Origin of the sequence: uncultured Thomasclavelia sp. (assembly GCF_944324745.1) — a bacterium.
In the GTDB taxonomy this organism is placed as follows: domain Bacteria; phylum Bacillota_I; class Bacilli_A; order Erysipelotrichales; family Coprobacillaceae; genus Thomasclavelia.
Map to the genome: position 1 here is coordinate 1 of NZ_CALUXO010000091.1, position 22,250 is coordinate 22,250.

The window sequence follows — 22,250 nt, forward strand, 5'->3', positions numbered from 1 at the left end:
ACATGTTTATGCGCTGCTGCATGATAAACGATATCAGGCTGATATGTGGCAAACAATTTATCCATTTTCTTGGAATTTCTTACTGAAGCGATCATAACTTCTAAATTAAGTGTTGGATAATTATGTCGTAATTCTAATTGAATGTCATAGGCATTATTTTCATAGATATCAACAATGATCAGCTGTTTAGGACCACTGGCAGCAATCTGACGACATAATTCACTGCCGATTGACCCGCCACCACCAGTTACCATTACTACTTTTCCATTTACATATCGCATGATATCTTCCAGGTTGACTTTGATTGGTTCTCGGCCTAATAAATCCTGAATCTCAACATCTTTATAATCACTGATATGAATATCACCATTTATCATCTGATAAATACCAGGTAATCTTTTGATCTGACATTTTGTTTCTTTACAGATATTTAAGATATCTGCCATATCCTGACGATCAATCGAAGGAATCGCTAATAAAATTTCATCAATTTTAAATTTTTTAGCTGCTTCAATGATCTTGTCGCGACCACCGTAAACACTGACATTATGGATCTGTTTTTTCTGTTTATTGACATCATCATCAATAAAACAGACAACTTGTTTAAAAATCGTTGGATTATAAACAATCTCTCGGTAAGTCTTTTCACCAGCCAAACCGGCTCCAATGATCATTACCCGTTGTAATTCTCTACGACTTTTTGGATGAATATGTAACTTATAGATTCTAAGTAATCGATAAGTAAATCTTGTAAAACCTAAACATAATGTTAATAATAGAAAATATAAGAAATAACAAGATTCTGGTAAATCGTTATTAGTTATTTCAAAAATCGCAATATTGATCAAACTGCCAACAATCGTTGCACACACGATATTAAACAATTCGACCATTGAGGCAAACTGCCATAAGCTTTTGTACATTTTCATCCAGATGAAAACGATTAAGTTTAATATAATAATGATTGGTAATACCTGATTGATATTACTTATATATTCCTGATTTATCGTTCCATCAAATCGAAGTACCAAGGAGCCATATAAAGCAATAACAATACTTAATGTATCAACAACTATTAATATTAGTTGTCTTACCCTCAATTTTTTTATATTCATTTTTATTCCCTTTTAATTCTCCCTCCATTTATTAAAAACAAAAAAAGAACATAGTTCCCCCTTGCCCCAAGGAAAGACTATGTTCAAATTACAAAATGTGCGGTAAACCAGCTCCATTTATCTAATTTTGCCTGTAATTTCTAATCCCACAACAATATTACGATCCATAAACTCCAGATCCAATGTTGCAAGTTTGTTATGTTTATCAACTTTAACGATATGATCTTGATAATGAATTAACGGTCCCTTGTATACTTTAGCTCGTTTATCTACTATCAATGCTTGGGACATTGTTAAGATACCTTCGCTATTTAACATACATTCAAACATCGTTACTTCTTCTTCTCTTAAAGCACTAACACCATTTTCTTTTAGTTGTTTGATTAAACCTTCTTTAGGTTCTTTGATGTTATAAAGCACCTGATCAAAATCATTTTGTTCCAAGGGACTTTTTACAAAAATATATCCAGGAAACAATGGTTTAATCGCAATTCCCTTAATATCACGACGATAATACTCATACATGGGAATAAATGCATTTAAACCGTTTTTTCTAAGTAATGAACATAACTTGTCAGCTTTAACCACTAACACAAATAGCACATACCAGTTTTCTTTCACTAAATCACCTAAGATTTACTAATAACCTCTAGAGGAACTTTGAATCTTTTTCCAAACATACTGCCTAAAAAAGCCACACGTTTATGTCGATCAATCTTTTCAATCATCGTCTCTTTTCCCATAAGCGGCCCTTGTTGGACAATCAGCTTTGAATTGACGATAATTCCCGTTGAATGGACGATTGAATGTTCATCATTTAAAAAAGATTTTAAAAAATCCTTTTCCTCATTACTTAAAGCCATCACCGTTTGTGCATCATTTTGTAACACCTTCATTGTAGAACTAATATTTCCATGACCACAAATAGCCTCATAGAATTCTCTTTCATCAAGATCTGTTTCTACAAAAATATAATTAGGATACATCGGTAACTCAACAAACTGTTTTACACCATTCTTACTCCAAAACCGTTCCGATTTCAAAATAAAAGCTTTCATATCGGGCTGATTATTGAACCAAACTAATAAATCATTAATCTTATCATCTTTTTCATAAACAATATACCAATTCATTCAATGCCCCCTTTATAAAAATATCCTTTTATCATTCTTTTAATCTATGATTAATAGATATCGTGATAAAATTATGATGTCATAGAGTTAGCAACTCTGTGACAAAGACTCTAAAACCCTCAATTTTACTAGCTTTTTCAAAGCATTGACCATATTATTGACCACTAATAAAATTATTCGAAAAATTATTCATCGAAGTCTTTTTTAACTGAAAAGATGAATGAACATAACGATCTAAAGTAACCTGTGAGCCACTATGACCAAGCACTTCACTTAATGATTTCAACTCAAAACCGCTTTCAATACAAAACGTTGCAAAAGTATGTCGCAACATATGAAAATGTGCTTTTTCAATCCCGGCTAATCTAGTATATTTTTTAAATCGATGTTCTAATCGCCTTGGTTCCATAAACTCATCACTACGACCAGTTAAAACATAACAGTCGTCATCTGTTTGAAATTTCTTAAATAAAGATAATAAATTTTCTGGGATGGGAATTTGTCGATTGGATGTGTCACTTTTAGGAGCAACTTCGATTACTTTGGTTTTAGGCCCACTGTCAGCAAAAGTTTTAACCCGCTGCATTGTTTTATTGACCACAAAATAACCATCAGTAAGATTGATATTTTTCCATTTTAGGGAACATAGTTCTCCTAGACGAATACCTGTTGTCATTGCAATTAAGATACCAAATTTACAAGAATCGATATCTTGTAATAGAATTTGATTTAAGTCAATGAGTTCTTTTTTGGTCAAAACCGGACATTCTCTTCGACTTTCTTTTGGATAAATGATCTGCAAGTGGAAATTAGTATTTTTCTTGTTTTCAATATAGTTAATGATATTTTTTAAAATTATTAGAATATCTTTGACTGTTTTTGGAGCCAGCGGATTTCCTTGTTTACCCGCTGTTAAAAGCTTGTTGGTGAATTGATCAATATGTTGATTAGATAAATATTTAAGTTTGATATCTTTAAAATAAGGATAAATGTAATTATTGATAGCATTGTCGTATTTAGTTTGTGTATTAGGTTTAAAACCTATTTTGTGGATTTGAAGCCATTCACCAATGTAATATTCCATTGTTTCTTGACCATCAATATAACGATTTTGGGCAATAGCCTGTAAAACCTGTTGGCGTTTCTGTTTTACTTCCCGGTAACTTCTGGCATAAACACTGCCGTATTTTTTCTTGTTATTAATGGTCACTTCCTTGACATAACGGGCTTCCCATCGACCATCTTTACGATGAAATACATTTTCGCCACGTCTAGGCATATAATATCGATCTCCTTTCAATAAATTTGTTTGTATTTATGGTCAAGTTTTTGACCATAAAATTGACAAGAAATAAGTAAAAAACCGGTTTTATATGAGAACTAAAATTCATTTTCTTGTGTTATTTTTTGTTCAAAATGCAAATTTCTATGTTTTTTCTACCATTTTTTTTAAAATAATGCTAGAATGCTATCGTAACTTAACGAAGATACATGGTAAAAATGACGTCATTTAGTTGCTAACTCAATCATTAATATTTTGACCAAAAACCCCGTTTTTAAACGAAAAAAGGTAAAGAAAAGCATTTCTCTATACTAATCTTTACCTCTATAAATCCCAGTTAATATATAGGTATATTCCTATCTTCATCGGTAAGGTTTTACGCCCTTTTAAACCATATTACCAGCATCTCAAAATGATTATCTATTCACTTGTCAAATACGAAATTATATTATCATAAATGACCAAATTGGTCTATAACTTCTCATTGAACTATAAATTCAATCATACAAGCTATTACCTTATGTAAATATTATAAAAAATGATTGTAGATTATCCAATTAAGTGCTAAAATATTAGTAAATAAATAGATGACTTTGAGCATGGGCTAAAATGTTACAGGATGAAAAACCTGACTCAGTACTGGAATAAACCAGATTTTATATCATGTTAGTGAGGTAAGGATCAAAAATAGATGGTGTGGATAATTCTGTTTTTGGTGCTTACCTTTTTATTTTAAGGAGGAACCTATGAAAAATATCTTAATCAATATTAATGATTTTAAAAAATTAATTGATCGAAATGGATACTATATTGATAAAACATTACTAATTAATGATGTCTTAGACAAAAAAATTACATTCTATATTCGTCCTAATGGTTTTGGTAAGACTATAAATATGAGTATGTTATATTATTTCTTTTCACTAAACGAAAAAGAAAATGCTTATCTATTCCATGATTTAAAAATAGCTCAAGATAAAAATGCGATGCTACATCAAAACAAATATCCCGTTATTTTTATTTCATTAAAGCAGATGAAAGGAAATAGTTTTGAAAAGCAATTAATTCATTTTCAAACAATTATTAAACAATGGTTACATGAAAATATTAAAGAACCTGATCAAAATGAGCCACTGTATAATCTATATCATGGACAGGCTGATTATAACTTATTATCAAATGCTTTTTTCTATATAATGAACTATTTAAAAAATCTCTATCATCAAAATGTAATAGTTTTAATTGATGATTATGATAGTCCTTTATATCATGGCTTTATTAATCATTTTAATAGTGACGCTAATCAATTCATCATTGATCTAGTCCATTCAATAGTTGATAATCCGGTACTATTTAGAGCTGTTTTTACTGGACAAACTAGTTTAAAAAAAGAACACAAACTAATTAATACAGAGTGGTTTAATACCGTCTTTTCAAATACTGCTTATCAGACATTTGGTTTTAGTAAATCTGAAATTCAAAATTTATTAGTTTCAACTCATCAAATTAATAATTTAGATTTGATAACCAAATACTTTGGTGGCTATATTTTTAATGATGAATTAATTTATCATCCTCAATGGCTAATGCAATATTTATCTAGTCAATCAGATAATGAAAATTTTGAAATTGACATTAATAATGATGATCAGATTTTCATAGATTTATTAACTAAACAAAGCTTTTTGATTGAAACCGAATTAAACAAATTATTAAGCAATCAGACTATTACCAAAAAAGTCAATAAAGATTTCTGTTACAGCGATTTAAGCATTTATAACAATTATTTTAGTTATTTAATTAATTGCGGCCTATTAACTAATGATAATAGTGCTAATCATTATCTAGCAATTCAACATTTAAAGCTACCTAATTTAACTGTTAAAAAACTTTATTTAAATACTCTTTATTCATGGTATGAAAACTATATTCTTAAACAAAGAAATAAATTTGTCGACGCGTTATTCAACCATCAAACTAAAAATGCCCAACAAATTATTAGTGATATTATAAATGCACCAATTACCCCAATGCAATATAACAACAAATATTATCAAAACTTACTTAAACTATTATTAGGTCCTTTGATGCAAAGTATTGTTAATGAAACTACTTATATAATTTATTATCGCTTAAACAAATATGAATCAAAATTAGCTTCAATTAATTTAAATATTTGTTCTAAACGTGAGTCATTCTTCAAAACAATCAAAGAAAGACAACCAAAACTACCTAATGATCAATTAAATTTTGAACTATTAGTTTATCAAAATAATTGTTTTATTAGTGAAAGATAGCAGAAGTATCATATAACTTCTGCTTTATTTTATATAATATCCATAATTTTGATTATCACAAAATATTACATATAATTAACTCAATCAAGTTCAATAATATAAAAATAGAAGTATATCCTACTTCTATTGATTATAAATTCATAGTTTACCCAACTCAGTTATTCAAATATTTTTCTTTTAAATTCATTATAATTTAATCCATCTAAAATCAAATCTAATCCTCTTTGCAATTGTTCACTATTACAATTTTCTATCCATGAATTATCACGTCCTAAATATATTTTATTCATTTGTTTCAGCAATGTATTTTTCACACTACGCAATTCACATTTCCTTCCAAACTCTTCAAATACTCCACACATCTTTTCTATTCCCTCACTTTCTTTTTTTAATATCTTAGATTGATAAATTCTTTAAAATACATCTTTTAAAATCACGGTCATTTTTTACATTAATATTAGTTTTCCCTAATCATTTGTGCATGTTATACAAATTACTTTTGTTTTGTATAAAAAAGCATATATCATCATAGTTTTATCAATTGCATAGTCATTTTCTAATCTTAACAAACTAACTTAATTTATAATTATTATACTATTTATTAGTTACTTTAGCCATTAAGAAGAATTGGACTATAAATTCAATATAAAGATTAAAAAGGTAGAATTTTTAAAAATAATTCTACCTTTTTGATCTTTAATTAATTCAATAATTCTTCATCTTCTGTTTCTTGGTTGTTATCAAAATCAGACTCATCAATTTCATCTTCAAAAATCTCTAATTTTTCTAGAAGTTCTTCAACATCTAAATCGTCTAAATAATCTTCAAATTCTTCAGCGAGATCGAAAGCATCAATGAGAACACTATCAATATCCGGGAAGATTTTATCCCGAACATAATCAATATGATTATCTATAAGAAAATGATAAATTAAAAATAGAACATTAAAATTAGAAACTCGAATACATAATGGTTTTCCATACAAATTAGAAAATTCAATAATTATATCAACCAAAGCATTATAAAGGGTTTGTGGTGCTGTATTTTCAATTTCTTCAATAACATAATTATCATCACAAACAATAATGCCGTAAATATCTAAACGATTATCAAAATATGTCGTATTTGATGGTAATGCCACAATATCAATACAGACCCGATCATCTAAAATTTCGGTTGTTGTTATTTTATTACCACCTTTATAAGAATAATTATAACGTTCAAAATCTACTATAGGTTCATGGACAGTTATAACACTATTTACATATTGCTCATTATTAACTTGAATTTCTAAAATTTCATCTTCTTCAACATAATTGTGATCATTTTCTAAAGCAACAGCTAAATCTTTTAAATACAATAAAAGTCCTAGACCTTCATCAGTCTTAATTAAATTAGGAAGATATCCTGATTCATTTTTAAATGCATGAAAATATCCATGGCCATCTAATGAATACTTTGAATCAATAGCGCCATTCAAAAGTACAAATGTCCAACAATGAGTAAAAATACCATCAATAGCTAAATCAGTATAATAAAATCCATCCATCAGATCATAATAATCTTCATACATTTGCAAAACAATTCCTTTTTTCATCCCACTAATCACCCAATAGCTGGTTTCATGACCAATTAATTTTACTACTTGAAAAGTTTCAACACGTCTAATTTGAACAGCTTCTTTAATTCGCATCAACACTTCAACAAACTGGTCAACATAACTACTAGTATGTAACAATTCTTCTACTTCAATTGACATTAATAAATCATTGGCCTCATCTAAATTAAAAAGCAGCCATGGCATTACATTACCATCAGCAACCATTTTTTCAAATGAATCAATACCACCACAATTTTCAATCAAATTATATCCTCGGAACTTCAAAGCCTGAGGGTAACGTTTAACATTATCAATTATCTTTTCAACTCTGATCTTAAAAGCCCATTCATCGTCATAGTCATAACAATAATCTAGATTTAAGCCTTCTTCTAAATAATCTTTTAATAACTCAAAACCAGAAATTGTTGTATATTTTTTAAATCCGATTTCTGTTTCAAAAAAATCACTAGTAACTAAAATTTTTTTCTTTCTAATAATAAAATCAAACATATGGATATTTTCAAATGCAAACAGAATCTGGATAACCTGATGTAAATTATTAAAGTTAAACTCCTCTGGTACAATCACACGACGCCAGATCGGTTTACTACTATTTTTAACATTTATTTTTAACTGAAAACCCCTCATCATTTTCTCCTCTATATCATCTATCAATATTATAACAGAGAATAATGTCAAATAGTATTCCTATCTATAGGCAATTAAAACAAAAAAAGCCCTAAGGCTTTTTATAATAATCACGAATACTATCCTGGTCATCAAAATAATTGATTTTCATTGCATCTTTTGCTCGTTTTAACGTAGCATTAGCTTTAGCATTGGCTTTGATACAACCTTCATGCAATACATTTAAAACATAATCAATATCTTGTTCCAATTCTGCTCGTCTTTGTCTAATTGGCGTTAAAGTTTCTTCTAAAACATTAAATAAAAATCTCTTAATTTTAACATCACCTAAGCCACCACGACGATAATGATCTTTTAATTCATCAAGATTACGGTATTCTGGTAAATATTTTTCAAAATACTCATCTTTGCAAAAACAATCTAAATAAGTAAAGACAGTATTACCTTCAACCGTTCCGGGATCTTCAATTTTAATATGATTAGGATCAGTATACATACTCATAACTTTCTTTTGAACTTCTTTAGTTTCATCAGAAAGATAGATACAGTTACCTAAAGATTTTGACATTTTAGCTTTACCATCTATTCCTGGAAGACGTTGACAAACTTCATTTTCTGCTAACATAATTTTAGGATTTACTAAAACATCTCCATAAATACGGTTAAAACTATGAACAATTTCTTTAGTTTGTTCAATTAGAGGCATTTGATCTTCCCCAACTGGAACACAAGTTGCATCAAAAGCAGTAATGTCAGCTGCCTGTGAAACTGGATAATTTAAAAATCCAACTGGTATACTAGTTTCAAAACCACGTTGTTTAATTTCTTCTTTAATAGTTGGATTACGTTGCAAGCGTGAAACTGTAACTAAATTCATATAATATGCAGTAAATTCAAACAAAGCTGGTACTTGTGATTGAATAAACATTGTAGTAACTTTTGGATTTAGTCCCACTGACATATAATCCAAAGCAACCTCTAGAATATTACGACGAACTTTTTCGGGATTATCGGCATTATCAGTCAATGCCTGAGAATCGGCAATCATAATATAAATTTCATCGTATTCTCCTGAATTTTGTAATTCTACTCTTCTTCTAAGTGATCCCACATAATGCCCTAAATGTAATCTTCCAGTTGGACGATCACCGGTTAAAATAATATTTTTCATAACAAACTCCTTTTTCAATTAATAAAAAAGGTTTTTATCCTCAAGGATAAAAACCACTCTGCCACCTTGTAAGACACCATCATGTCCTTTTTCTTAACGCGAAAACCACGGCGCCACTACTTCCCATCCAGGTTTCATTTTGCTTCTATCCAGGCCCATTCACCAATCTCTTTATCTTAGTTTCCACCAGCCACCAAGTCTCTATTATAAAGTTCAATTGGTTACTTTTCCCAGATCGTTGAATTTAATAACTAGTAAAATGATAAAACGGATTTACAGTTATTGTCAATAGAAAAATCATCTTTTTTTAATTTAGCGATTTCTAGTTTCTACAAAATATTCTTGATAATAGATAATTCGAATCATATCCAAAATTGCCATGATTTGATAATTAAACATGATTCCATCAAACTTACCAGGAATACTAAAGAAATATTTAATTTCTTTTAAATTTTCATTTTCCAATAAAGGATTTTGGGTAATTAACATTGTTGCACTATTTTTTAATTGTGCCAGTGATTTCTTTTGTATAAAGTCTCTTAATGAACGACCGGTTGAAGTAATAAAAACAACAAAATCCCCTTCTTTAAAATCATTATCAGGATCATAAGCATGATATTGAATAACATTTTTACCTAAAGTAATCAGATCTGTTTGGAATTCAACTGCAATACTACTTGGAAATAAACCACCAATAATGATAATACGCTTAGCAACATAAATATCATGACAAATTGAAACAATATTATCCATAAAAGCATCATAATCATTAATATCAATCATCTTAATCAAATCACGATAACTAATACTAATCATCCGCGCTCTAATTTGGTCATTTCTTAAAACATCATCAGCAATCAGCTTTTCATGAAATTCCTCATAACTATGAAAACCTAAATAATTTAAAAAACCATTTATTACCCGAGGGTCAATCCCACTTTCCTTACAAACTTGCTGATAATTATATTCCAGCATCTTTTTATAATTAGCAATAATAAAAGTACAAAATTGATAATAACCATCATAAAACAAAGTCCCATTTAAATACTTAATAATTCTTGATAATAAAATATCACCCATATACGACAGCCTCCTTATCTCTTTATATACAATATATCATTATTTTACCGCCAATAATCGAGATATTCCCATTTTGAAAAAATTTTTTCAAACAACATTTTCAAACAACCAGTTCTTTGAAATTATAATTTCAGTGCTGGTTATCTTGGCTCATCTTCAAATAAGTACTAGTTTTATATGCCACATTTTTTTCATAATCTAATTTAAAATAACATGTATAAATACAATCCAATAAATATAATAATGACAATCTAGTTGAAAAAGATGAAATCTTATCATAGTGATTTTCATTCGGATTTAAATATAAATTATAGTCACTTTGATTGATCATCGTTTTATTAGAAGTTGATGAAATTAAAATAATTGGTGTTTTATTTTTCTTCAATAAACGAAATACCTGTTCCACATTTTGACCCCGGCCTTCAAAAGATATCACAATTGCAATATGCTTTGAATCACTAGAAGCCGCTGTTAATGATAATTGATATTGTTCTAAAGGAACATTAACAAAACGACCAATTTCAGCCATCTGGAATTTAAAGTTTTCAGCAAAATAAATATTACCAGCCGACGTATAAACATCAATATACTGAGCTTTTTTTAATGCTGAAGCAATCAGACGTAACTGTTCTAAGTCAATTAAATTATTAGAAGCATTTAATGTCTGTTCATATAATTCTTTCATTTTAACTGTAATTTGATACTGAGTTTCATTTTGAGTAAATGGATAATTATAATCAATGCCATTATTTTCCTGAAGATAATCACGAATAGATGTTGATACCAGGACTTTCAACTGAGCTAAACCACTAATATCTAATTTTTTGCACAAACGATAAATCGTTGGAATGGAAACAAAACAAGCAGCACTGATTTCATCAGCACTCATATTGACAAATCGCTCAGGATTATTTTTCATATAATCAACTAAGGTTTGCTCATTGGTTGTTAGATCTGTTAAATTATCAAGTTTACTAAAAATATTCATGGTCGCCATCCTCTCTGTTAATCTTATTGTAAGATTTTATCTTTATTTTGACAAGAAAAAAGGATTGCATAGCAATCCTAATCTTCTTTACCATCCCAGCAATAAGTACATAATTGACACTTATCTAATCCAATTGATTCAATCATATCATCAAGACGATGATAGCGTAATGATGTAAAATTTGAACGCCGGCGAATTTCTTCACACATCTTTTGATATCTTTCACTATCTGGATTAGCATATTCTTGTAATACTTCTTCACTGACATCTTCACCTTCAAGATCCCGAATAACTCGACGAGTAATTAAATCATATTCAGAGCTAGAACGTGAGAAATTTAAATATTTACATCCAAACATAATTGGCGGACATGCCGGACGTACGTGGACTTCTTTAGCCCCACTATCATATAAAAATTGTGTTGTTTCTCCTAACTGAGTCCCACGAACAATCGAATCATCAATCAACAACAAACTTTTTCCTTTAATTAATTCTTGAACTGGAATTAATTTCATTTTTGCAATCATATTTCTTTGTTTTTGACTCGTTGGCATAAATGAACGAGGCCAAGTTGGCGTATATTTGATAAATGGTCGTGCAAATGGAATTCCAGAAGCATTAGAATATCCCACTGCATGAGCAATTCCTGAATCTGGTACTCCGGCAACACTATCTGGATGAACGTTGTCACGCTTTGCCAATAATTCACCACAGTTATAGCGCATGCATTCAACATTTACTCCTTCATAAGTTGATGTTGGGTAACCATAATATACCCATAAAAATGAACATATTTTCATTTGTTTCCCTGGCTTTTGTTTTACTTCAACTTTTTCTGGTGTCATATAAACAATTTCTCCAGGACCCAAATCACAATAATGATGATAACCCAGATTCAAAAAAGCACTGCTTTCAAAAGTTACACAATAGCCATTAGATTTTTCACCAATAATTACTGGTGTACGTCCTAATTTATCTCTGGCAGCATAAATTCCTTCAGATGTTAAAATTAGCACGCTCATTGAACCTTTGACCATTTCTTGAACATGTTTTAAGCCAGAAACAATATCATCTTTTTGACTAATTAAAGCTGCAACTAACTCAGTTGGATTAATTTCGCCCGAACTCATTTCTAAAAAATGCGTCGTTCCATTAGCAAAGCACTGATCCTTTAATTCCTGTAAGTTATTAACCCGACCAACTGTCGTAATTGCAAAAGAACCAATATGTGACTTAACTAACAACGGCTGGGCTTCATTATCTGAAATACAGCCAATTCCTAAATTACCTTCAAACTCTTCAATATCCCTTTCAAATTTAGTTCGAAAAGGTGAATTTTCAATATTATGAATTGATCTTTGAAAACCATCATCACCATGAACTGCCATGCCACCCCGTCTAGTTCCTAAATGAGAATGATAATCAATTCCAAAAAATAAATCCAGCACACAACTTTCTTTTGATGCTACACCAAAAAATCCACTCATTTAATCATCCTGCTACTCAAAATATGGACAAATACATAAAAATGCACCTGCCTAGTAGCTTCTCCTTCTTTGTTTTTTTGTGCCTTGTGCCTTCGTATTTCCTCGAAAGACAGCACCATTCAATATTTCTTTAATTTTGCTAACTAGCTTATTAATAAAACCTCACAACTATAAATAAATTTCCGTAAGTTTTTTTCACTACTATTGTAACGTATTTATTACAAATTTCCTACATTAAATTAATATTTCACCAAATATTTCCAAGGAAATAAAAAGATGATTGACCTATCCAATCATCTCTTTAATTTCTTCATTATCATCAACATAAGATAATAAAGCATAGATTATTTGATGTAAACTTTCATTATCCTCAAGTACCTGACGATCAAAATAACGCATTAAATACTCATCTTCACCAAAATAAACAACTAAATTACCTAAACCATAATCTTTAGTATCAATTGTTTCTAAATCAGCCTTTTCAATTAACTGCGATAAATAATAAACAAACTCCCGATTAACATCACTATTATTTTCTTTAACTAGCTCCTCATCGTTTTCATATGCTACCCGGATCATATAATTATCATTTGTTTTAAACAGTGTAATTGTTATTTTCAAATCTTTCGTATTTAAAAGCGCCGAAAGCAGCTTCCTTTTATCCAAGATTACTCCTCCTTTTAATAAAACATATGAAAAATATACCCTATTATACCCTAAAAGTCCATTTAATTATCATAATTTTAGTTATTTTTTACTAATTATCATTAACTAATCCACTATACAAAAAGCCTAGTCTATGCTATCATATATATGTGTTTATACTCCAACCTTTGCAATATATAGGTTTTTTTGAAGAAAGATTAGTAACCGCTAATCTTTTTTCATTTATAAAAGAGATACCCAAAAAGGTATCCCTTAATAAAACGATTTACTTTGACCACGTGGATTATCTAGCTGATATTCTCTAGCAATCTTTTTAAAGTTGTACAACAACCATCGATGACGTTGTAAATAATCACCCTTTTCACGATAAAGCTTTTCAACTCCAATTGGATCTTCAATTTCAATTTGATGACGATGTAATACATCAAATAAACTAGTGGCATTTCTTTGATTATTTACTTCAAACTTATAAACTCTACCATCTTTTAACACTAAATCTAAATCAATATAAAAGCGGTTTTCAGGCATTGGAAATGTTGGGACATATCGTGAACACATAGAAATTATTGCCTTTTCAATTTCTGGATACGTAACTTTCATTTTCTCAATGTTAGAATAGATACAATAAACATGATCTTCTTCAAAGTTTAAAGTTCGATTTTTCTTGCTGGCACTTTCGTCATATTCTAAACCGGCAAACATTGCATAAACTATTCGCCGAATATCTTTTTTCTTCTTTGGTTCCCTTTCTTTTACTTCAGTTACGCTATCAACTACTGAATCCTTTTTATCTTTTAAATCGGATTCTGTTTCTTTTGTCTTAGTTACCTGAGTTTTTTCATTTTTTAAATCATTCTTGTTTTGTTTATTATTATCACTAAGATCATTATTGGCATTAAACAGTTTTAATAAACTATCTTGGGTTGTGATCTTAACAATTTCATTATAAAAATCAACCTGACTCATCGTATTACGATCAACCATATGAATAATATGACCATCACGTAAATAAACCAGTTTTTTAGCATAGCTGGCAATCATACTGTCATGAGTTACTAAAATAATTGAGGTTCCTTCTTGATTTAATTTATTTAATATTCCTAATAACTCATGTGAATTTTCAGTATCTAGATTTCCAGTTGGCTCATCACAAACTAATATTTTTGGCTTACTGACAATAGCACGAGCTATTGCTGTTCTCTGTCTTTCCCCACCAGAACATTCATTAGGTTTTTTATAAAGTAAATGTTGGATTTTCAATTTTTGAGCAATCTCATTAACCCGTATTTGGATTTCTTTAGGCGCTACTTTATTTAAAATCAAAGGAACTGCAATATTATCAAAAATTGATAAAGATGCAACTAAATTATGATTTTGAAAAATAAATCCTAAATATTGATTACGATAAACACTAAGTTCCCGATCGTTCATTTGACTAACATCTTTTCCAAGAACCTTCATTACCCCACCACTTACATGATCCAAAGTCGATAAACAATTCAATAATGTAGATTTACCAGAACCACTTGGTCCCATTACACTAATAAAATCACCTTCATGTAAAGTAAAATCAACATTTTGCAAAGCATAGAAATTAGCACCACGTTTTAATAATAAATCCTGATCATATACTTTACTAATATTATTCGCCTCGATTAAGATACTTGACATCGTTATAAACCTCCTCAATTAATCGACAATACTTAACAATCATATAAACAGTCATAATGATATATAATCCCACATAAATAGCTAACATGGAAATAAATGTCTGATAAACAATCATATTATTTAAATAACTTTGATATAATACCAATCCATAAATCACAATTGGAAATAAGACAAATAACAAAGTAAAGATAATCATTTCCTGGATATGAATCCAATAAATATTTTTCTTGTTGTAACCTAATGCTTTCATCATAGCAATTACATTTGCTCTTGATGGAATATAAATCATAAACTTGATAATGAAACATAGAAACATTCCAGCTATTAAAGCCATAAAGATTACTAACATTGCATTTTGAACAGTAACACTAATATTTTGAAGATAAAGGAACATAACTATGATTGGAACTACTAGTGATGATAGATTGATCATCATTGACATTGCTAAACTAACATCTTTTAAATTACTTAAAACCATGATCCAGTTTTTAGCTTTTAATAAAATTTTATTATGCAATAAATCATATAACATTGGAATTAATTTATTGATAACAATTAATTCCCCAGCTAATGAAAATGCAAAACTAAATGCTAATTCAGCTGGACTATTATTAGCGATGATTCCGGAAATTCCAATATATAGGAAAAGAATTCCAATAACTACTAACAAGGCACCACCGATATTAGCTCCAATTATCTGTTTTTTACTAATATCCACTAAAGTTCCACTGCTAAATACTGCAAATGGGTTATAATTAGTCGTTTTACTAACATGATTCATATAACTGGCAATATCCAGCTTTATTTGTAAAAACTTACCTAGATCTAAAACTAAAACATAGATGATCTTTGTTATAAATAATGCAGCATAGACGCTTATAATAGTACTAGAATCAAAAGTTAGTAGTTCAGTAAAAATCTGACGATAAATCAACAGCCAGACACTGCCAATCAAAGCTCCTAGTAAATATGATAATAAAAATAGTAATCCAAATTGTTCTAAGATATAAACAATAACTTGTCTTGTGTTTTTTCCAAACAACAAGATCAATGAAAATTCATCGGTTTTATGTTCTACTAAATAACTATTAACAAATAGAATCAAAACAAATGATATCATGATAACTATCCCTGACACTATTTGTAACATAAAACGATCAATAAAATTGTTGAGACTGGCTGCTCCAGAATAAATGATTACTGAAATAAATTCAAATGATGCCAAAAAAGATAAAATAACTAATAACCCTGCATAAAATGTTTTTTGTCCTGCAATGACTTTCTTAATAAAAGTAATCATCTCTTCTTCCTCCCTTCTATCTAATTAAATTATATATCTTTATTAATTTAATTACAATAATTATTTATATTATTTTAGAGTTAAAATATTTCTTATATTCTAAAAAACAATCATTTTATCGAAACTTTTTTAAATTGCTTATTCACCAGTTCACCTCTACCCTTTTGACACTACCATTATATCAATAATATAAATAATAAAAATATCTTTGGCACCAATTCCCCTATCTGTAGCATCAACGACAAAAAAAGAGTACCGAAGTACTCTATAATGTTGCGATAAAAGCTTTTAATAAATCATAACAGCGGACAAATGAAGCAATATCCATTTTTTCATCTGGGGTGTGAATATCAAACGTATCTGGCCCCATAGTGATAATGTCTAAATCTGGTTTCTTTCCTTTAAAAATTCCAGTTTCCAAACCACCATGAGTTGCTGTTTCTTTAATTTCTTTACCAGTATATTCTAAATAGAATGCTTTAAATTGTTCCCTTAATTTAGAATTTGGTTCATAATTCCATCCTGGATAATAATTATCTGCTTTAAGTTCACTATCAAAAGCACTAGCTACAATATCTAACTCATCAATCATATTGGAAACGGCACTTGCCATTGGTGAACGTAATAAATAATTAATCTTTAATTGATTACCAACAATATTTACTACTCCCATATTTAATGAGACTGTTGTTAATCCTTCAATTGCATGAGAACGTTCTACAAAACCATTTTTTAAGGCTACCATCATTTTAATAATATCACTAGTTTGTTTTGAACGTAATGCATTGATTGCTTTACGTTCAACATTAACGATTGAAACTGTTACATTAGGATCAGTAAATTCTAATTCAGTTTTAAAATCTGATTGATATTTTTTGACGATCGTTTCTAATTTATCCATCTTACAATCACTAGCAAAAGTAACTAAACATTCTCTAGGAATAGCATTATTTTTTAAACCACCATCAATATCAATTAATTGTAAATCGACTTTTTCTTTCAGCATTCCATATAATACTCGAGCAGCTAACTTATTAGCATTGCCACGACCTTGATGAATTTCACCACCAGAATGACCGCCTAATAAGCCTTTAACTAATAATTCATAAACTGGTTTAGAATTATCAACAAATTGTAATTCTTTGGTAATCATTACATCACAGCCACCTGAAGAAGTAGTACATAACTCCCCTTCTTTTTCGCTATCCAAACCAATCATTCTTTTGGCACTGATAAGACTACCATCAAGTCCTAAAGCACCATCTAAACCAACTTCTTCAGCAACTGTAAAGACACATTCAAGAGGTGGATGTTTAGCTTCAGGATCTGATAACATTGCCAGCATATAAGCAACTCCATATCCGTCATCGGCACCTAGTGTAGTCCCTCGGGCAGCTACAAAACCATCTTCGATATATAAATCTAGTGGATCGTGGTCAAAATCATGATCACTATCTTTATTTTTCTCATTAACCATATCCATATGAGCTTGTAGCATTACTGGTTCATGTTCTTCATATCCAGCTGTTCCGGCTTTATAGATAACAACATTATGTAATTTATCACGATTATATTTTAATTCATGCTGCTTTGCGAAATCTTCTAAATAATCAGCAATTTTACGTTCATTATATGATCCGCGTGGAATCTTGCTTATTTCTTCAAAATAATAATTTACTAAAATATCCGTATTTAAAACACTCATCATTAAACCTCCATTCACTTACAAATTATTATATCAAATTATCTTAAAATATTTAACATTTCTTGAAAAAAAGCGTATAATATTAATATATGCAGGAATGGCGGAATGGCAGACGCGCTAGTTTCAGGTTCTAGTGAGGTTTCTCGTGTGGGTTCAAGTCCCATTTCCTGTACCAATGCAATTAAACTTTTTAGTTTTTTATAAATAGACTTACCAAGTTTTAACAAAAAAGTACCAGAGAATAACATTAAGTTATCCCAGGTACTTTTTATTTTACACTTTTTATATATTTATTACTGTAGAATGAATAAACTAACTGAATTGCCATTACACACCAGATAACTGGTTCACAAAAAATAACAGCCATGTATTGAAATCTTGGAATAAATATTACAACAAAGATAATCTTTCCAACAAACTCAATTACACTTGATATTAACGGCAACATCTTTTGACCAATTCCTTGTAAAGCATATCTGGTTTGCATCAAAATACCTAAAATCATATAAAATGGTCCCACTATTTGCAAATATAAAGAGCCATTATTAATAACGATTGCTTCAGTCGAACCAGAAATTAATCTGACTAAACTTGAAGCGCCGAATAATAATATCAATGATACAATCATAGCAACAATAACGTCATAAATATAAGCATATCTTAAAGCCAGCCGAATTCTTTTGCCTTGATTAGCCCCTTTATTTTGAGAAACAAAAGTAGAGATTGCCATAGCCATGGCTGTAAAAGGCATATTAAAGAACATATATAACTTTCTTGCTGCTGTATGACCAGCAATAGTCAAATAACCTAACCCATTAATTCCATACTGTAAAATAACTGAACCAGCTGAAACAATTGAACTCATAAATCCCATTGAAAATCCTTGTCCCAGTAATTCTTTATATAATTTTTTATCAACTTTAAAATGTTCTTTAGTCGGAATTAAAATCGGTGTTTTATTTAAAATATAAATAATACACAATAAAACCGAAACACCTTGAGAGATAACTGTTGCAATAGCTGCACCTTGAATTCCCATATCAAAAGATGTAATAAATAAAATATCTAATCCAACATTAACGCAAGATGAGACAATCAAAAACACTAACGGCATAATACTATTTCCAATTGCCCGCATTAATCCAGCACAAAGATTATAAGCGAACATGACAATAATAAATAATGTAATTACTGAAATATAACTATAAGCCTCATCAATAATATTAGCCGGTGTATCTAATAATTGTAATAAAGGATGTAAAATAATAATTCCGATAATGGTAATTACAATTGACGAAACTATTCCTATTACGATAGAACTAGCTACCGATTTTTTTAATAAATCATGATCCCCCGATCCAAAACTACGCGCTGTTACAATCGACAAACCATTACCTATTCCTAAGGCAAATCCCACCAACAGATCATAAATCGAAGTACAGGAACCAATAGCTGCTAAAGAAACATCACCTAAATAATTCCCGACAATCATCGTATCAGCTGTGTTATAAAACTGTTGAAATATATTAGAAATCAACAACGGAATAGCAAAAATAACTAATGATTTAAAAATCGGTCCATTTAATAAATCAACATCAGCATTAAATATTCCTTTTTTAGTTTTTTCCATAAATTACTGCTACTAAAATATGGGCATCTGATTAAATATTACCAATATTTAGCCATTTGCCTAGTAGCTTCTCCTTTCTTCATCCAGTGCTTATTATAAGTCAACGTATTTTCTCGTAAGACTCACACTTTTTTATTTGATACTTTAAATAACTTTCAATTCTTTTAAAGCATAAACAATTCCATTATCATCAACTGACTTAGTGACAAAGTCACTAGCTTCTTTTACTATATCCAAAGCATTGCCCATTGCTACACCGATATTTGCATAACGCAACATATCTAAATCATTTTTACCATCACCAAAGGCCATTACTTCACTAATATCAATTTGATAATATTCAATCATTCGTTCAATTCCAACGTTTTTACCACCATCGATAGGAATAATATCGGCAAAACGATCAGTCCATCGTGCTGATTTACAATGTGATGCGCGTTTTAAAAAATCTTCATCCTCTTTTTCATCCATGTAAGCCATCATTTGAACAATCTTTTGACCTATTATTTCATCAGGTTTCCTTACCGGATAACGTGGCTCATTTAAATAATCAGCACTTTCATCTAATAAATAATTGTGAATATTACTATAACAGCAAGTTAATTCCGCAAATAATACGGGGATATTTTCTTGATTAACATATGGAAGAATTGTTTTAATATCATTTTCATCGATATATTTTTCATAAATTACTTCTTGACTATTAAAACAATACTGACCATTACAAGTTAAATATCCATCAAAATCAAAATAATTTTTTACAACATCCAATGTAATTGGAGAACGCCCAGTCGCCACAAAAACTTTAATTCCATTTTCATGTAATTCATGCAAAGCCTGAAGGGTACTTTGCGGCATTTCTTTTGTTTTAGGATCCAATAATGTACCATCGATATCAAAAAATACTGCTTTAATCATCTATCTCTCCCTCCATTTCCCACTTATTTTATCATAAAACTATCAAAACATTAACTACCAAAATTCGATAATAAAAAAGCATAATAAAAGGGCAAGTATCTTTGCCCTATTCTAACTTAGATAATACCTGATAAATTATTTCAACACAATCCTCATCTGATAAATGAGTCCGATCAATAACTAAATCATAATTACCTAAATCATTTAATTTACGATCAGTATAATAACGATAATATGTTTTACGCCGATTATCACGCTCTTTTAGTTCTTTAACTGGATCATCTAATTCTTCATGATACTGATTAATAACTCGATCAACCCGAGCATTGATATTACTTTGAATATAAATATGGAAACAATTAGAAATATTTTTTAATGCATAATCACTACAATGACCCACAATAACACAATTTTCTTTTTGAGCAAGATCAATAATAATTTGCCGTTGTAAAAAATACAATTGATCAACTAAACTTGGTCCGCCACTAGTCCAATTATTCAAAGTAAAAAGAAAGTAATTACTATGACTGGCATATTCACTATTATTTTTAACAAAAGACTCTGCTAAGCCACTTTCTTTAACCATTTGGGCGGTAATTTCGCTATCATAGTATTTGTAATTAAGCATTTCAGCTAATAGTTTACCGATATCACGACCACCACTACCATAATCATGTCCAATGGTTATAACCTTGCATTCCATTTTAAAACCTCCTTAAATCCATATTTCCAATTATCGAACCATCTTCTACTTTAAATATAGCACACTTTTATCATAAGATTAAGAAGATTAAAAAGATATATCTATATTAGAGAAATTTATCACTACTGCAACAAGTCTTGATACTCCTGTAAACTATTAATATCATCAGGATATTCACTGCGATAATTTTCAATCCCATCACTAATTGCTACTGCTAGTTTTTGATGATACTTGCTGCTTTGTAATTGACCACGTTCATTTGCATTAGAAATAAACCCACACTCAATCAAAATACCCACAGGTTTGGTTGCTCTTAAAACTAAAAAATTAGCTCCAGAAATAACTTTATTACTACCAGTAACCTCCTGCATAGACTTATGCACGGACTTAGCTAAACGCATTCCCTTTTCGCTATTATTATAATAAAAAACTTGAGATCCCCAGGCCGATGAAGAAGGTGAAGAATTTAAATGAATACTTATTAAATAGTCGCTTTTAAATGAATCAATCTTACGAACTCGTAAATACATATCGTCTTGTTTAGAATAATTATAGTCTCTTTGGGTTAGATCCATCTCATTTTCCCTAGTTAGATTAACATTAGCACCACGGTTTTCTAATTCTTCTTTTAAAGCAAAAGAAATCTTCAAATTGATATCTGCTTCATGAACATTACCAGCACTGGCACCATTATCTAACCCACCATGTGACAGGCTTAATTATACCCCAAATACAAAACACCATCAGAAGATGGCATATCAGGGGATAATAAAAAAGCAAATAAAAAAAGAAGAACTGGCAGCTTGCTATTTTTGCACTAGCGTACTATCTTCGCCGTTATGATGCTTAACTTCTG

19 protein-coding genes and 1 tRNA gene are annotated in these 22,250 nt (G+C 29.8%); 2 read left to right on the forward strand and 18 right to left on the reverse strand.

What is annotated here, in order from left to right:
- The 4 genes from Q0K54_RS12840 to Q0K54_RS12855 form a co-directional block, all read right to left on the reverse strand.
- Positions 1-1,115, reverse strand: a 1,115-nt coding sequence (locus Q0K54_RS12840) for a polysaccharide biosynthesis protein (RefSeq protein ID WP_294581821.1), incomplete at its 3' end; no start/stop codon positions are given.
- 117 nt (positions 1,116-1,232) lie between these two features.
- Positions 1,233-1,736 carry a transcription termination/antitermination NusG family protein gene (locus Q0K54_RS12845; protein ID WP_294581822.1) on the reverse strand — a complete coding sequence of 168 codons (504 nt, stop codon included), beginning with the start codon at positions 1,734-1,736 and terminating at the stop codon, positions 1,233-1,235.
- A gap of 8 nt (positions 1,737-1,744) precedes the next feature.
- Positions 1,745-2,248 (reverse strand): transcription termination/antitermination NusG family protein, encoded by a 504-nt coding sequence (locus tag Q0K54_RS12850; protein WP_294581823.1) that lies wholly within the window; start codon positions 2,246-2,248, stop codon positions 1,745-1,747.
- 154 nt (positions 2,249-2,402) lie between these two features.
- The gene (locus Q0K54_RS12855) at positions 2,403-3,527 is read right to left on the reverse strand and encodes a site-specific integrase (RefSeq protein ID WP_294581825.1); all 1,125 of its coding nucleotides are present in this window, start codon (positions 3,525-3,527) and stop codon (positions 2,403-2,405) included.
- A gap of 749 nt (positions 3,528-4,276) precedes the next feature.
- Here Q0K54_RS12855 and Q0K54_RS12860 point away from each other — a divergent pair.
- Positions 4,277-5,827, forward strand: a complete 1,551-nt coding sequence (locus tag Q0K54_RS12860) for an AAA family ATPase (RefSeq protein WP_294581827.1) — start codon at positions 4,277-4,279, stop codon at positions 5,825-5,827.
- 158 nt (positions 5,828-5,985) lie between these two features.
- Here the strand turns inward: Q0K54_RS12860 and Q0K54_RS12865 are convergent, their stop codons facing one another.
- From Q0K54_RS12865 to pepD, 10 genes are all read right to left on the reverse strand, one after another.
- Positions 5,986-6,189 carry a hypothetical protein gene (locus Q0K54_RS12865; RefSeq protein WP_294581829.1) on the reverse strand — a complete coding sequence of 68 codons (204 nt, stop codon included), beginning with the start codon at positions 6,187-6,189 and terminating at the stop codon, positions 5,986-5,988.
- A 338-nt stretch (positions 6,190-6,527) separates the two neighbouring features.
- Positions 6,528-8,075, reverse strand: coding sequence for a plasmid pRiA4b ORF-3 family protein (locus Q0K54_RS12870; protein ID WP_294581831.1), 1,548 nt, complete (start codon positions 8,073-8,075; stop codon positions 6,528-6,530).
- Between the two features lie 91 nt (positions 8,076-8,166).
- Positions 8,167-9,246, reverse strand: coding sequence for a tryptophan--tRNA ligase (gene trpS, locus Q0K54_RS12875; RefSeq protein ID WP_294581832.1), 1,080 nt, complete (start codon positions 9,244-9,246; stop codon positions 8,167-8,169).
- A gap of 312 nt (positions 9,247-9,558) precedes the next feature.
- A complete protein-coding gene (locus Q0K54_RS12880; RefSeq protein WP_294581833.1) occupies positions 9,559-10,326 on the reverse strand; it encodes a MurR/RpiR family transcriptional regulator in 768 nt (255 codons plus the stop codon).
- A 130-nt stretch (positions 10,327-10,456) separates the two neighbouring features.
- Complete coding sequence (locus Q0K54_RS12885) at positions 10,457-11,314, reverse strand: MurR/RpiR family transcriptional regulator (protein WP_294581834.1); 858 nt, start codon at positions 11,312-11,314, stop codon at positions 10,457-10,459.
- Positions 11,315-11,391: 77 nt separating this feature from the next.
- A complete protein-coding gene (locus Q0K54_RS12890) occupies positions 11,392-12,801 on the reverse strand; it encodes an amidophosphoribosyltransferase (RefSeq protein ID WP_294581835.1) in 1,410 nt (469 codons plus the stop codon).
- Between the two features lie 285 nt (positions 12,802-13,086).
- Entirely contained in the window at positions 13,087-13,467 is a 381-nt protein-coding gene (locus tag Q0K54_RS12895) for a hypothetical protein (RefSeq protein WP_294581836.1), read from the reverse strand.
- A gap of 252 nt (positions 13,468-13,719) precedes the next feature.
- The gene (locus tag Q0K54_RS12900; protein WP_294581838.1) at positions 13,720-15,138 is read right to left on the reverse strand and encodes an ABC transporter ATP-binding protein; all 1,419 of its coding nucleotides are present in this window, start codon (positions 15,136-15,138) and stop codon (positions 13,720-13,722) included.
- Positions 15,110-16,438, reverse strand: a complete 1,329-nt coding sequence (locus Q0K54_RS12905) for an FtsX-like permease family protein (protein ID WP_294581841.1) — start codon at positions 16,436-16,438, stop codon at positions 15,110-15,112. The genes Q0K54_RS12900 and Q0K54_RS12905 overlap by 29 nt, the downstream gene beginning before the upstream one ends.
- 265 nt (positions 16,439-16,703) lie before the next feature.
- On the reverse strand, positions 16,704-18,143 hold the full coding sequence (gene pepD, locus Q0K54_RS12910) for a beta-Ala-His dipeptidase (protein WP_294581843.1): 1,440 nt from the start codon (positions 18,141-18,143) through the stop codon (positions 16,704-16,706).
- Positions 18,144-18,234: 91 nt separating this feature from the next.
- Here pepD and Q0K54_RS12915 point away from each other — a divergent pair.
- Positions 18,235-18,318: transfer RNA gene (locus tag Q0K54_RS12915), tRNA-Leu, on the forward strand.
- 93 nt (positions 18,319-18,411) lie between these two features.
- Here the strand turns inward: Q0K54_RS12915 and Q0K54_RS12920 are convergent.
- The 4 genes from Q0K54_RS12920 to Q0K54_RS12935 all read right to left on the reverse strand — a co-directional run bounded on the left by Q0K54_RS12920 (position 18,412) and on the right by Q0K54_RS12935 (position 22,107).
- Positions 18,412-19,773, reverse strand: coding sequence for an MATE family efflux transporter (locus Q0K54_RS12920; protein ID WP_294581845.1), 1,362 nt, complete (start codon positions 19,771-19,773; stop codon positions 18,412-18,414).
- A 144-nt stretch (positions 19,774-19,917) separates the two neighbouring features.
- Entirely contained in the window at positions 19,918-20,691 is a 774-nt protein-coding gene (locus Q0K54_RS12925) for a Cof-type HAD-IIB family hydrolase (protein ID WP_294581847.1), read from the reverse strand.
- A 106-nt stretch (positions 20,692-20,797) separates the two neighbouring features.
- Positions 20,798-21,394: an AAA family ATPase gene (locus tag Q0K54_RS12930; protein WP_294581849.1), complete on the reverse strand. Its 597-nt coding sequence runs from the start codon at positions 21,392-21,394 to the stop codon at positions 20,798-20,800.
- A gap of 122 nt (positions 21,395-21,516) precedes the next feature.
- Positions 21,517-22,107: an N-acetylmuramoyl-L-alanine amidase gene (locus tag Q0K54_RS12935; RefSeq protein ID WP_294581850.1), complete on the reverse strand. Its 591-nt coding sequence runs from the start codon at positions 22,105-22,107 to the stop codon at positions 21,517-21,519.
- Positions 22,108-22,250 lie beyond the last annotated feature (143 nt).

What these genes read in the sequence shown, in the direction of transcription:
- Q0K54_RS12885 (WP_294581834.1), bottom strand. Translation starts at nt 11,314, where the DNA reads ATGAATATTTTTAGTAAACTTGATAATTTAACAGATCTAACAACCAAT.
- Q0K54_RS12865 (WP_294581829.1), bottom strand. Translation starts at nt 6,189, where the DNA reads ATGTGTGGAGTATTTGAAGAGTTTGGAAGGAAATGTGAATTGCGTAGT.
- Q0K54_RS12890 (WP_294581835.1), bottom strand. Translation starts at nt 12,801, where the DNA reads ATGAGTGGATTTTTTGGTGTAGCATCAAAAGAAAGTTGTGTGCTGGAT.
- Q0K54_RS12855 (WP_294581825.1), bottom strand. Translation starts at nt 3,527, where the DNA reads ATGCCTAGACGTGGCGAAAATGTATTTCATCGTAAAGATGGTCGATGG.
- pepD (WP_294581843.1), bottom strand. Translation starts at nt 18,143, where the DNA reads ATGAGTGTTTTAAATACGGATATTTTAGTAAATTATTATTTTGAAGAA.
- Q0K54_RS12900 (WP_294581838.1), bottom strand. Translation starts at nt 15,138, where the DNA reads ATGTCAAGTATCTTAATCGAGGCGAATAATATTAGTAAAGTATATGAT.
- trpS (WP_294581832.1), bottom strand. Translation starts at nt 9,246, where the DNA reads ATGAAAAATATTATTTTAACCGGTGATCGTCCAACTGGAAGATTACAT.
- Q0K54_RS12860 (WP_294581827.1), top strand. Translation starts at nt 4,277, where the DNA reads ATGAAAAATATCTTAATCAATATTAATGATTTTAAAAAATTAATTGAT.
- Q0K54_RS12930 (WP_294581849.1), bottom strand. Translation starts at nt 21,394, where the DNA reads ATGGAATGCAAGGTTATAACCATTGGACATGATTATGGTAGTGGTGGT.
- Q0K54_RS12870 (WP_294581831.1), bottom strand. Translation starts at nt 8,075, where the DNA reads ATGAGGGGTTTTCAGTTAAAAATAAATGTTAAAAATAGTAGTAAACCG.
- Q0K54_RS12925 (WP_294581847.1), bottom strand. Translation starts at nt 20,691, where the DNA reads ATGATTAAAGCAGTATTTTTTGATATCGATGGTACATTATTGGATCCT.
- Q0K54_RS12905 (WP_294581841.1), bottom strand. Translation starts at nt 16,438, where the DNA reads ATGATTACTTTTATTAAGAAAGTCATTGCAGGACAAAAAACATTTTAT.
- Q0K54_RS12850 (WP_294581823.1), bottom strand. Translation starts at nt 2,248, where the DNA reads ATGAATTGGTATATTGTTTATGAAAAAGATGATAAGATTAATGATTTA.
- Q0K54_RS12920 (WP_294581845.1), bottom strand. Translation starts at nt 19,773, where the DNA reads ATGGAAAAAACTAAAAAAGGAATATTTAATGCTGATGTTGATTTATTA.
- Q0K54_RS12880 (WP_294581833.1), bottom strand. Translation starts at nt 10,326, where the DNA reads ATGGGTGATATTTTATTATCAAGAATTATTAAGTATTTAAATGGGACT.